Raw genomic sequence first — 12,513 nt, forward strand, 5'->3', positions numbered from 1 at the left:
CACATCTCCTTTGTATTTAATTTAAAAATCTTTTCCTTATTTCAGGCGTTGGAATAGCGCATTCCTGTTTTTTCCCAAACCATTTATATCGATTTTTCGCTATCCAATCGTAACAACGGTCCCGGATTGGTCCCGGGATTAAAATGAGTATATAAAGAAGCTGCCACCATTTTCTTAAGTCTTTGGCAATATGGAGTGCAGCCGTTGATTTTGTAAAATATTTCTCACCCTTAACATAGATGAAACTGTCAAAATGCTCTGTTGGCAAATTGAACTTTTTCAAAAGGTCCTGACCCGCATTCGATTGCAAGGAAGCAAATAAAAAATTTTCATCGGTATCATGATTTATTAAGAAATTAACAGTTTGATCGCAAAAATTACATACACCATCAAATAAAATGATCGCTTTTCCCTTAGTTTTCTTCATAGTTAACCCCACGCTTACATTTATGGTAAATTCAGTATACCATTAACAAAAATATTTTTTCCAAACTGATGTTACATTTTTGAAATTCATTCGTTTTTAAAGATAGAGCCGGTTTAAGATATGGAGGGAGAGAAGTTGGGTGATACATTTATCCGAATTTATGATGAATGCTTCGATGATGTATATCGTTACGTCTGTTTTAAAATAGGAAACAAATGGGATGCGGATGATATCGTTAGTGACATATTTAGAAAAGCATGTGAAAAACAATCAACCTTAAAGAAAATAGAAAACCCGAAAGCATGGTTGTTCATGATTGCAAGAAATTCCGTCATTGACTTTTACCGCAAAAAGAAAAGCCTTTTAATCGGTGATGATCTGGAATTCTACCTTAATCCGCTTCCTTTTGAGGACCCATTTAATCAGTCTGATGAGATGGAATGTTTAAAAAAGAGCCTGAATTATTTATCGAAGGAAGATCTAGAGATTACGAATCTCCGCTATTTTGCAGATTTAAGGTTTAAAGAAATAGCGGAAATCTTGGACAAAACCGAACAATCCCTACGTGTGAAATCGAGTCGAATTACTAAAAAACTAGGTCTCTTGGTGAAAAAATGTCTGGGGGAAGAATAATATGGACGACAAAATTGAAAAAAACTTACATGAGTTGAAGGAACAAATTTATGTAAATAATGAACTAAAACAGGATCTGCGTAAAACATTCGTTCCAAAATCAAAACGCAGAAAAAGCTTGTGGCGGAATCCATGGATCAGTGGATTACTGGCAGCTGCAGTATTTATGGCGTTTTATTTTTCAAATTCGCAACCTGATCATTTTGTGAAGGCAAGTTCATTAAATATTACAAACTCAATCTCATTTATGGATATCGGCAGTGGGGAAGTCGTTGCCTATTCACATCAAAAGGGATCATTATATGTTTCGTTACGGGACCAGGGGATCTTTAAGTACACGAATGAAGGATTAACGAATTTAACGAAAGAAGTTGCTGATAGCATGAGCCAATCAATAATAGAAGATCAGCTTCTTTTCTCACAAAATGGAACAATTTATATTTTGGCATTACAAACTAAAGAAAGTAAAGAAATAATGAAAGGTACGTCTGATATCAGCTATAGTCAGCCGACATGGAAGGATAAAAACACGATTTATGTTACAAAGAACGAAGGAAGCAAATCCGAGATTGTTGAAATCAATCTCAAAACAATGAAAGAAACATCTGTGACAAAGGGTTCAAGTCTTATTTTTGTTGAAAAAGAAAAAAAGTTGATTTTTGAGCGGGATAGTCAAATTTTCATGAAAGATATTAAAAACGGCGAAGAGTCTTTTGTGGATAAAGGCATTGACCCAGCGGTATCTGCGGATGGAGCGTATATATCCTATGTTAAGAATAACAATGGATTTGATGATGTCTGGATTAAAGACCTCGACCTTGAAACAAAGAAAAAAGTAACAACAAACGTTCCACCTCGATTCGAAAATAAAAACCAAGGTTTATATCAATATACTTTACCAATCTGGAGTTCAAATGAGCGTTCATTATATGTTTTGAAATTAAGTCAGTTTGATCCAAATGCATCTATTCAAATTATGAAAATCTCTCTAAACGAGAAGGCGATTTCAGCTGAACAAACAGTGGAAAGATATTTGCAGGCTTTAATTGTTAGGGATGATGATTATGCGAAAAGCATGATGGAGCAGCCGCCGGAGTTTTTAACAGTTTCAAACCCGCATCAAATTGGTTATGACGTCATCAGTTCGAAAGAGAAAAATGGCATCACGACTGTTACAGCCAATGTGTACTGGACGTATACGGCAAATCCTTATTATAAGGTGGGAACGTATCAATTTGAATTGAAGCAGGAAAAGAGTCAGTATATTATTCAAAATATAGCAGAAACAGAAAGTGTTGAAGTCACAAGTGCTGATTTTTCAAATGAACTTTTCTTAGTAAAAGATGGGGGAGATAGGGAGCGCCTGTTTTCATTAACAGATATTCCAAAAGAATTTTTACTAACAGATTCCGTAAGAATCAGTTCATTAGTTATTAGTCCTAATGAAAAGGACGTCATTTTCAGTCTGCAGGAAATGGCTGAAAAAGTGGGAGAGCCTGCTGGGGTTACTATTCTTAAATACGATCGTGATCAAAAAACATTTACTGAAATTTCTAGATTAGAGCCGAAAAATAACAGCGAGAGCCTTGTGATTGAGCAAATGTCTCTTAACTCCACAGGCCAATATGTAGTTGCCGATGTATTTTCTGAACCTGGCTTTGTTCCAACAACTTATCTTTTTGATGTAGTAAAAGGGGAGAAAGTTGACCAATTTACCGGATCACATTCATTATTTTGGCAAAATCAAAAATTAATAATGCAGGTCATGGATGAAAATAAATCGATGTTATACGAATTTGATCCAAAAACAAATGAGAAATATAAATTTTAAATTTCAAAAAGTAGCCAATTCACTAGCGCTGTGAATTGGCTATTTTTCATGAAGACATCACTTGTCCGCCGTTGACATGTATCGTTTGCCCTGTCACAAATCGCGAATCATCGGAGGCAAGGAAAACAAAGGCGGGGGCAACTTCAAAGGGCTGGCCTTGACGTTCCATAGGATTACTAACAAGTGAAACCTGATCCGCAGAAAAACTGGCAGGGATCAAAGGAGTCCAAATCCTGCCGGGAGCAATGGCGTTTACTCGGATTCCTTGACGAACTAAATTATTGGCCAAGGCACGGGTAAATCCGACATTAGCAGCTTTTGTTGCAGTATAATCAATTAACTGGTCGTTTCCATAATAAGCAACGACAGAAGCAGTATTAATAATCGAACTTCCAGCCTTTAGGTGTGGAAGCGCGGCCCTAGTTACATAAAAATGTGAATAGATATTTACTTTAAATGTGTCATCGAACTGTTCATCGGAAATATCAAGCAGGCTCAATTGCTGAAACTGGATGCCTACGTGGTTACATAAAACATCGAGTTTACCAAATGTTTTGATCGTTTCTTCAACTATATGAATGCATTGCTGTTTTTCCCTTAAATCTCCTGGCAACAGCAAACATCGTTGTCCCAACTCTTCAATTCTGCTTTTTGTTCGATTAGCATCCTCGTGTTCATCCAAATAGCTAATGGCAATATCTGCCCCTTCTTTTGCAAAAGCGATGGCTGCGGCGGCTCCCATGCCACTGTCACCACCCGTAATCAGAACCGTTTTTCCTAAGAGTTTTCCGCTGCCTTTGTAATTTGGATTTTCAATAATGGGTCTTGGAACCATTAGGCTTTCTACACCGGGTTGACGGTATTGACGCTGTTCCGGAACGGTTAAAGCTACATTTTTGTATTGTGTGATTTTTCCGTAATTTGGATATAGCGGGTATTCTTGATTGGACTTTGGATTATTTTCAGGCACGAAAATTCCTCCTTTTTACAATAACAATTTGGGTTACTTTATGTCTCGAGAGTGGAAAAGGTGACTAGTATATTTTGAAGGTAACAGGGGATAGAAATCGCGAATACAGTATAAAAGGTTTAATACTCTTGGGGAGGTATCTAAATTGCCAAACAACTATTATCATCCTGAAGTAAAATTATTGTTAGTGAATCATTCAAATGAAAAGGTTAAAGTTTTATATGATTCTAATCAAATTCCTTTCAAAATGCCGTTGATTGGACCGCGCCCACCATTCTATACGAATCCGCAATATGTACAGTACTATCCAAAAATCTAGTTGACATTGAATAATACAAAAGTTAAGCCAATTCTCAAGATGTTCCTTCATCTAAAGAGTTGGCTAATTTTAACTTTTTATGAACAAATTATGAAATTTTTATGAAACTTACCAAAATGTGGCGGATTCGATATGGACAAACTGTGATATTTGTCATAATGGCTTTGTAAGACGCTTTTATTATTATTTTATAAAAATGAAGGGGTGTGATTTATATGGCAAAGCCAGAGTTGCATCAAAAGACTCAAATCGAGGATCGTAGTTCATTACGGGGGACACTCCTAATGACATCAATCCTTGGATTGATTTTGCTTGGAACATGGTTTGGCGTATGGAATTTATATTTAGGTCGTTAATTCAATGTAGGAAGGAGCATTGGTTACCATGCACATGCATAAGTATGAAAAACTTTGGCTGTTATTTGGTATCACGACTTTGCTTGTATTCACGATTACGATTGGAGTAAGTGCATTTTACATGGGAAATCAGCCGCCAAGCTGTCTGGTAACTGTTGACCCGGCCAATGTTGATACAACTGCTCCATTTGACCAGCCTGGTCTGAAGCAAGTCGGAGACAATCAGTATGAACTAATAGTAGTTGCGTCTGCATTTAACTATGATGTTGGTCCTGAAAAGGTTATTCAAGTTCCAGTTGGTTCTACGATAAACTTTATTGGAACAACGAAGGATGTTATTCATGGTTTTGAGGTTGCCGGTTCAAATGCAAACATGATGTTGGAGCCTGGTTATATCAATACTGTTGAAGCTACATTTAATAAGCCGGGTAAATATACGATTGTTTGTAATGAATATTGTGGTCTTGGTCACCACTTAATGTTTGCAACTTTGGAGGTGGTTGAATAATGAACCCGATCGCTAGTATTAATCCAAAAGATGCGAAGCTTACAATGGCTCATTTTTATGTTGCATTTATCTCCCTATTCTTAGGGGCTACGGCTGGTTTGCTTCAAGTTTTAGTGCGTTCAGGAAAGGTAACGCTACCGGCTGGGATTCAATATTATCAAGTTTTAACCGTTCACGGTGTTTTATTGGCTCTTGTTTTTACTACTTTCTTTATTATTGGTTTTATTTTCGCGACACAAAGTAAGACTTGCGGTTCGTATACTGATGGTGAGCGCCGCTGGGGTTGGATTGGGTATTGGATGATGACAGTTGGTGTAGCGATTGCTGCAACATTTATTTTACTTGGTGAGGCTTCAGTTCTATATACAATGTATGCACCAATGATGGCACATCCGATGCATTATATCGGTCTTACGCTAGTTGTAGTTGGCAGCTGGGTTTGCGGTTTCGTAGTATTCCACCGTCATGCACGTTGGAGAAAAGAAAACCGAGGACAAGTAACACCACTTTTAAGTTATATGGGTGTTATGACAATGATCATGTGGCTAGTAGCATGCTTAGGTTTAGCTACTACTGTATTGGTTCAAATCATTCCATGGTCTTTAGGGCTTGTTCCAACGATTGATGTATTAATTAGCCGTACATTATTCTGGTACTTCGGTCATCCACTAGTATACTTCTGGTTATTACCTGCTTACATGGCATGGTATGTAGTTGTACCGAAAGTAATCGGCGGTAAGATCTTTAGTGATGCCTTAGCTCGATTATCATTTGTACTATTTATTTTGTTCTCAATTCCAGTAGGATTCCACCATCAATTACTCGAGCCAGGTATTGATCCATTCTGGAAATACTTACAGGTAGTATTAACATTCCTGGTTGTTATTCCATCATTAATGACTGCCTTCGCTTTATTTGCAACATTTGAAATGCGGGGCCGTGAATTAGGAGCAACAGGGTTGTTAGGCTGGTGGAAAAAGATGCCTTGGAAGGATGCTCGGTTCTTTGCTCCATTCATGGGTATGTTATTCTTCGCAGCCGGTGGTGCCGGTGGATTAGTTAACGCTTCCCACCAACTAAACCAAGTCGTTCATAATACAATTTGGGTTACAGGTCACTTCCATTTAACTGTTGGTTCAGCTGTTGCAATGACCTTCTTCGGTGTTGCATTCTGGATTGTTCCTTCGATTACCGGTCGAACATTAACACCAAAGGTGAATAAACTAGGTCTTATCCAAACTTGGTTATGGACGATCGGCATGTTATTTATGTCAGGTGCGATGCATACAGCTGGCCTATACGGCGCCCCGCGCCGTTCAGCTTTTTCAACCTATGCCGGAAATGAAGATACACTTGCTTGGATTCCTTACCAAATTGCCCAAGCGGTTGGTGGAACATTCCTATTCCTTGGAGCATTATTAATGGTGTATATCTTTGTTTATCTTGCATTTTATGCACCTAAAGGCGAAACAGAATTCCCTGTTGGCGAAGTGCACGATCAGGCTGAAAAAGTACCGGCTGTTTTCGAGAACTTCAAATTATGGGTCGCCATTACATTTGCCTTAGTATTATTCGCATACACCATTCCATTTATTGATATGATCCAAAACGCACCTCCAGGATCACCTGGATATACGAATGTTATCGGACGTCAATAGAAGAATTCTCCAAATAAAAGGCCTGATCCATTTGCCCTAATCAGTGGCATTTGGACAGGCCTTTTTATATGTGAAAGAAAAGTTTGCCCTTTTTGTCCAGCTCCAGCGCCCAGCAACTCGTAAATTTCGCTAAACGGGTGCCTGCGCTTTTCTAATTAGCAACGCCTAATTTGTCCGCGGATTTCTCCGTTAGGATGTTGGGCAGTATTAACATTTACATAAGCCCTTCCAGCTCTTATTAGGCGAAGTAATTCAGGAATGGAAGCACCCTGAAGTGGCCCAACAAGATCATCAGCGGTAATCACGCCCTCAATAACCCCCTTATTAACACTTATATTAGGGTCAATCGGACCAAATAGGAAGACCACAACAGGACCATTTATCCTTCTGTGACCAAGGTGAATATGGGCCTCAGTAAAGTTTGCAAGCTTATTAACCGTTAGTTTGTATCCAATTCTTTGGCGATCACTACTTACTTTAAATTTAATAAGCCCCGTAGCATTCGTTTCGACCGGGGGAACCTCCTCGGGACCACTTAAATTAGCAAAAAAAAGTTCATTTCTATTCATATCCATGCTCCTTTATACATCATTACATTATTATATTTTGATGTGGGTAAATTGCTATTACTGTTTGCTTAATAGTCTAATAGGTGGGGTTACAAAGTGTAGGCGAAAGGAGCGGTTGCCAAAAATGGGGATATGTGACAGTATATAGAGGAACAGAAGAAATGGAGGATTTGATAAAATGGCATTGCCTAATTGCCCGAAATGTAATTCAGAATATACATACGAGGATGGAAGTCTATTAATTTGCCCAGAGTGTGCTCATGAGTGGTCTTTAGATGCGGAGGCTGATCAAAGCGAAGACGAAAAGGTCATTAAAGATGCAAATGGGAATGTACTACAGGACGGCGACACAGTAACCGTTATTAAAGACCTAAAAGTTAAAGGTTCGTCATTGGTAGTAAAAATCGGTACAAAGGTGAAAAATATTCGTTTAGTGGATGGAGATCATGATATTGATTGCAAAATCGATGGGATAGGAGCCATGAAACTAAAATCGGAGTTTGTTAAAAAGATGTAATGATGTAAAATGGTATACCAAATCCGCTGAGGGTTTGGTATATTTTTTTAAAAAACCTAAATTACCCTCTATTTACAATTTTAAACTCCTTTGTCTACTTTTTTTAATTACAAAAATACTGAAATAAGTTACAAAAGCTATAAATCACCTTTAAAACCTACTACTATAAAGAGGTACTAACGATAATATTTATGAACTAAATATAACCTGTGAAATGGAAATATTTACTCGTTTACAAGGGGAGAGATTTGTATGTCAACCTTACGGGGTGAAGCTTTAAAAATGCATATAGAAAATCGCGGAAAGCTTGGTGTCTATTCAAAGGTGCCGGTTCGCAATGCAAAAGATTTAAGTTTAGCGTATTCTCCAGGTGTCGCTGAGCCTTGCATCGACATTCATAAGGATGAAAATAAAGTTTATGACTATACAATGAAGGGAAATCTTGTTGCAGTTGTTTCTGACGGAACGGCTGTACTTGGTTTAGGGAACATCGGTCCGAAAGCAGCAATGCCTGTAATGGAGGGAAAAGCATTGTTATTTAAGTCTTTTGCCGATGTAGATGCATTTCCGATTTGTTTAAATACGACTGATGCTGACAAAATTGTTGAAACAGTCAAGCTGTTAGAACCAACTTTTGGTGGAGTAAACCTTGAAGATATCGCAGCACCACGCTGCTTTGAAATAGAAGAACGTCTACGTAAAGATTGTAGCATTCCTGTTTTCCATGACGATCAACACGGAACAGCAATTGTTACTGCTGCTGGTTTATTGAATGCTCTCAAACTTGCAAGCAAGAAAATCGAAGATATTCGTGTTGTTGCAAATGGTGCAGGGGCTGCTGGTGTGGCGATTATTAAACTATTGCTACAAATGGGCGTTAAAGATGTTATTTTATGTGATACAAAAGGAATTATCTATGAAAACAGACCTGTTGGTATGAATAAATTTAAGGACGAAATGGCTAAAATCACGAACAAAGAGCAAAAACAAGGTACGTTAACTGATGCACTAGTTGGTGCTGACGTGTTTGTTGGGGTATCAGCTGCAGGGGCTGTTACAGAGGAAATGGTTCGATCTATGAATCGTGATCCAATTATTTTTGCGATGGCTAATCCAATACCAGAAATTATGCCTGAAGTAGCGAAAAAAGCAGGCGCGTTGGTAATAGGTACAGGCCGTTCAGATTTTCCAAATCAAGTGAACAATGTTCTTGCCTTCCCAGGAATTTTCCGTGGAGCTTTAGATGTTCGTGCAACGGAAATTAATGAGGAAATGAAACTTGCGGCTGTAAATGCAATCGCGGGATTAGTTTCAGACGAAGAGATTCATGCGGATTATGTAATTCCGGATGCATTCGATCGTAGAGTTCCAGCTCATGTTGCGGCAGCTGTTGCGAATGCTGCTATCGAAACTGGAGTTGCTCAAAACCCTATGAATGTAGAAGATATTAAAAATCGTTTATTAGCTGAAGCGGAAGCAAAAAAGCCTGAGCTAGTTCTAGCATAAAAAGTAGGAAGGGACAGTGGTTACCAACCTTGGTTGTTACCACTGTCCCTTTTTTTGAGTAATTTGTTGGGCTAGATTTGGGCCAGAGTTCCCGACCCCACGGCTCTTGGGCCAGAGAACCCGACCCTGTGGGGCAGAACCTACACAAAAAGCCATGAGACCCAGTAATATAAAATTACTAACGTAAAAATCACAACTGGTGGTATAACCACTATCGTGATCTTAATATATTCCCACCATGTAATAACTACCTTTCCACGTCTGACTATATGCATCCACATTAATGTAGCTAATGTCCCCATTGGGAGAATTAAAGATCCAACATCACTGCCTATGACACTTGCAAGGTAAGAAATTTTCAAAGAAAGTAAATCAAGATTGAGATTTGTTAATGTGATTGTGCCAATCATTAACGCGGGGTGATTGTTAAATAGATTGGAAAGTACCGAAAGCAGTACCCCCATCAATACGCTTGCATGGAGTAGACTTCCCGAGACAAGAGGGCGCATGAACCCTATTAACCAGTCAGTCAAGCCGATATTATTTAAGCCGTATATGATGACGTACATGCTAAAAGCGAATACGATGATATACCATGGTGTTTTCTTTAGCATATCACCTGGTGGTATTTTTAAATAAGCCCATCTCCAACCTAATAGAACAAGTGATCCAATAACAGCCATGAGGGAGACCGGGATAGATAAAAATGAAGCTACAAATAGACTGACACGGACAGCAAAAACAAAAAGCAGGATGTTTATCATAAATCTGGTACGGTCTTTATCTGAAAAGGTGGTTGGATTATGTTTTAATGGATGGTAGGAAGGAAGAGATAGTCCAGTTATATTTGCAGGAATAGTTTTTGGTAAAGCTTTTTTAAAGCGAAGAAACAATAGACCAACCAATAAAAGTAATCCTAGCGTTGCCGGTACAAACATCATTGCTGTGTGCATATATAAACTCATGTCGACGATTTTAAGGGCGATGAGGTTGACAATATTACTGACGCCAATCGGCGCACTTGAAGCAGTTGCGATAACTGCACCGGAAAGTAAATAAGGGATTTTTTCATGGTTTTTTAATCCCATATTATTTAATAACATAATCAAGATTGGGGTTGTAATTAAAATACTGCCATCGTTGTTGAAAAAAAGAGTCATCAGAAAACATAATAGGTTTACATACCAGAATAACCGAATACCTGATCCTTTTGCTTTTTCCGCCAGTTTCTCAGCCACCCAATTAAAAAATCCAAAACTTTCTAGAACGATTGCCATTACAATCGTTGCCATAATGGTAATGGCTGCTCCGCTGATTGTTTCAGTAATAATCTCAAGATCTCTTAGTGGTACGCTTCCACATAGAATGACGATGAGCGCACCAATAGTAGCTGGTACTGCTTCATTAAGGCCCCTTGGTCTCCAAAGGATGAATATAAGAGTTGCAAAGAATGTTAAAATCGTTATCCAAACCATTAGTTTTATATTTCACTCCTTTCTTTCGTTGCAAATATAAATCTCTAGTTTCTGCGTTTGTCCCTCCCTTCCATTTATCACGCTAGTGATGTTGTATTGTAAGTATATGTACCCTGAATTCCGTCTGCCTTAGGTCTGTACCCGTTTTTAAAAATTCCGCAATAATCTATCCACAAATACCTAGTAAATAAAAGATTGAAAATTTGTCGAAAATAAATTACCATTGAGTACGGTGATTAAATTTTAAGGTATATTAGTATAATTTTTTTGAAATAGAAGGGAAGTCATCATGGATCGTTCAAAAGGATTAGGGCTTTGGATATTAACCGCTTTGGTGGTAGGAAATATGGTAGGCTCAGGAATATTCATGTTACCTCGAACATTATCCGAGGTGGCGAGCCCCGCGGGAGTATTGCTTGCCTGGGTCCTAACAGGTACTGGAGTTTTAACAACGGCTTTAGTTTTTGGAAATTTAGTTGTGCGAAAGCCCGCACTTTCGGGGGGACCACAAATTTATGCGAAAGAAATATTTAAACCTGGAACACATGCCTCTATATTTTCTGGATTCATCTCCACCTGGGGGTATTGGATTGGAAATCTTGCTGGCAACGTTGCCATTGTAACAACATTTGCCGGATATTTATCTACATTTTTCCCTGTTTTAACCAATCAACATGAGCTAATTACAATCGGAGAGTTTACCTTAAAAGTTGGCAATGCCCTTACTTTTCTTGTCTGTACATTGCTTTTATGGGGCACTCATTTTCTCGTTCTTCGAGGGATTAGTGGTGCCGGAAAAATCAATTTTGCAGCCACTGCAACAAAGGTTCTTGGCTTTGCGCTATTTATTGTAGTTGGTTTGTTTGCCTTTCAAAAAAGTAATATTCTCCCTTTTGCTACACCGAGATTGGATGAAGCCGGGCAATCAGTGGGGCTATTAAGTCAAGTCAACAGGGCGTCAGTAAGTACATTATGGGCTTTTATCGGAGTTGAATCTGCGATGGTTTTTGCTTCGAGGGCTAAAAAAACAATGGATGTAAAACGAGCAACGATACTTGGACTATTACTCGCACTCACCATCTATATTGGCATAAGTTTGCTGGTCATGGGGATCTTGGATCAACAGGCACTAATAAATTCTGAGAAGCCTTTAATTGATGCGATGGGGGTAATCTTAGGTCCACTTGGTGCAAAGCTGCTTGCCGGTCTGGGATTGGTTAGTTTGCTTGGTTCGACAATCGGCTGGGTAATGCTTTGTGCCGAGGTCCCTTATCAGGCAGCCAAACAAGGGTTGTTTTTACCATCGTTTCTAAAAGTGAATAAAGAAGGTATACCTACCTTTGCGCTAGTTGTAACAAATTCATTAGCACAGCTATTTATCTTTTCAACCATATTTAATTCCATTTCAGCTGCTTTTGATTTTATTATTTATATTGCTACCTTGTCCTATTTAATTCCTTATTTCATCTCTTCTATCTTTCAATTAAAACTGGTTGTGACCGGAGAAACATACAACCTGGAAACGAAAGCAAGATGGGGCGACGGGATCATTGCTGCATTGTCAACGATGTATTCTGTATGGGTAATCATTGCTGGAACGGCCGATATAAAAACCTTTATGTTGGGAATGGGACTCTTATTTAGTGGCGTATTCTTTTACTGGAATGTAGTAAAAGCGGTAAAGCCTGAAGCTGCATTGAAAAAAGGTCTTGCTTGGAAGCAGCCGCTCGAAGAGGAATAGATT

The 12,513-nt window shown here is 38.6% G+C and carries 13 protein-coding genes; 9 read left to right on the top strand and 4 right to left on the bottom strand.

The genetic code is table 11. The annotated features are described in order from the left end of the window. Window positions 1–16: 16 nt before the first annotated feature. The gene (locus BAZO_RS09640) at window positions 17–427 is read right to left on the bottom strand and encodes a thiol-disulfide oxidoreductase DCC family protein (protein ID WP_003331263.1); all 411 of its coding nucleotides are present in this window, start codon (window positions 425–427) and stop codon (window positions 17–19) included. Window positions 428–562: 135 nt separating this feature from the next. Between BAZO_RS09640 and BAZO_RS09645 the strand changes: the two genes are divergently transcribed. Both BAZO_RS09645 and BAZO_RS09650 read left to right on the top strand, forming a co-directional pair. Continuing rightward, window positions 563–1,060, top strand: a complete 498-nt coding sequence (locus BAZO_RS09645; protein WP_003331264.1) for an RNA polymerase sigma factor — start codon at window positions 563–565, stop codon at window positions 1,058–1,060. Window position 1,061: 1 nt separating this feature from the next. Continuing rightward, on the top strand, window positions 1,062–2,891 hold the full coding sequence (locus BAZO_RS09650) for a TolB family protein (RefSeq protein ID WP_003331265.1): 1,830 nt from the start codon (window positions 1,062–1,064) through the stop codon (window positions 2,889–2,891). Window positions 2,892–2,937: 46 nt separating this feature from the next. On the opposite strand, the gene BAZO_RS09655 is transcribed toward BAZO_RS09650, so the two are convergent. Further along, complete coding sequence (locus tag BAZO_RS09655) at window positions 2,938–3,861, bottom strand: SDR family oxidoreductase (RefSeq protein WP_003331266.1); 924 nt, start codon at window positions 3,859–3,861, stop codon at window positions 2,938–2,940. 145 nt (window positions 3,862–4,006) lie between these two features. On the opposite strand from BAZO_RS09655, the gene BAZO_RS22675 reads away from it, so the two are divergent. The 4 genes from BAZO_RS22675 to BAZO_RS09665 all read left to right on the top strand — a co-directional run bounded on the left by BAZO_RS22675 (window position 4,007) and on the right by BAZO_RS09665 (window position 6,702). Further along, window positions 4,007–4,180, top strand: coding sequence for a hypothetical protein (locus tag BAZO_RS22675; protein WP_169315875.1), 174 nt, complete (start codon window positions 4,007–4,009; stop codon window positions 4,178–4,180). A gap of 215 nt (window positions 4,181–4,395) precedes the next feature. Further along, on the top strand, window positions 4,396–4,536 hold the full coding sequence (locus BAZO_RS22045) for a cytochrome c oxidase subunit 2A (protein ID WP_087946157.1): 141 nt from the start codon (window positions 4,396–4,398) through the stop codon (window positions 4,534–4,536). A 28-nt stretch (window positions 4,537–4,564) separates the two neighbouring features. Next, window positions 4,565–5,044 (top strand): cytochrome c oxidase subunit II, encoded by a 480-nt coding sequence (locus BAZO_RS09660; protein WP_003331267.1) that lies wholly within the window; start codon window positions 4,565–4,567, stop codon window positions 5,042–5,044. Beyond that, window positions 5,044–6,702: a b(o/a)3-type cytochrome-c oxidase subunit 1 gene (locus BAZO_RS09665; protein ID WP_003331268.1), complete on the top strand. Its 1,659-nt coding sequence runs from the start codon at window positions 5,044–5,046 to the stop codon at window positions 6,700–6,702. The genes BAZO_RS09660 and BAZO_RS09665 overlap by 1 nt, the downstream gene beginning before the upstream one ends. A gap of 155 nt (window positions 6,703–6,857) precedes the next feature. On the opposite strand, the gene BAZO_RS09670 is transcribed toward BAZO_RS09665, so the two are convergent. Continuing rightward, window positions 6,858–7,271: a CHRD domain-containing protein gene (locus BAZO_RS09670; protein ID WP_003331270.1), complete on the bottom strand. Its 414-nt coding sequence runs from the start codon at window positions 7,269–7,271 to the stop codon at window positions 6,858–6,860. A 178-nt stretch (window positions 7,272–7,449) separates the two neighbouring features. Here BAZO_RS09670 and BAZO_RS09675 point away from each other — a divergent pair, with 178 nt between their 5' ends. Continuing rightward, the gene (locus BAZO_RS09675; RefSeq protein ID WP_003331271.1) at window positions 7,450–7,788 is read left to right on the top strand and encodes a zinc ribbon domain-containing protein YjdM; all 339 of its coding nucleotides are present in this window, start codon (window positions 7,450–7,452) and stop codon (window positions 7,786–7,788) included. 252 nt (window positions 7,789–8,040) lie between these two features. Then, the gene (gene ystJ, locus BAZO_RS09680) at window positions 8,041–9,294 is read left to right on the top strand and encodes an NADP-dependent malic enzyme (RefSeq protein ID WP_003331272.1); all 1,254 of its coding nucleotides are present in this window, start codon (window positions 8,041–8,043) and stop codon (window positions 9,292–9,294) included. A 140-nt stretch (window positions 9,295–9,434) separates the two neighbouring features. Here ystJ and BAZO_RS09685 read toward each other — a convergent pair whose 3' ends face one another. Continuing rightward, entirely contained in the window at window positions 9,435–10,769 is a 1,335-nt protein-coding gene (locus BAZO_RS09685) for an arsenic transporter (protein WP_003331273.1), read from the bottom strand. A 289-nt stretch (window positions 10,770–11,058) separates the two neighbouring features. Between BAZO_RS09685 and BAZO_RS09690 the strand changes: the two genes are divergently transcribed. Next, window positions 11,059–12,510 (top strand): amino acid permease, encoded by a 1,452-nt coding sequence (locus BAZO_RS09690; protein ID WP_003331274.1) that lies wholly within the window; start codon window positions 11,059–11,061, stop codon window positions 12,508–12,510. Window positions 12,511–12,513: the final 3 nt, after the last annotated feature.

Origin of the sequence: Schinkia azotoformans LMG 9581 (assembly GCF_000307855.1) — a bacterium.
GTDB classification, from domain to species: Bacteria; Bacillota; Bacilli; order Bacillales; family Bacillaceae_J; genus Schinkia; species Schinkia azotoformans.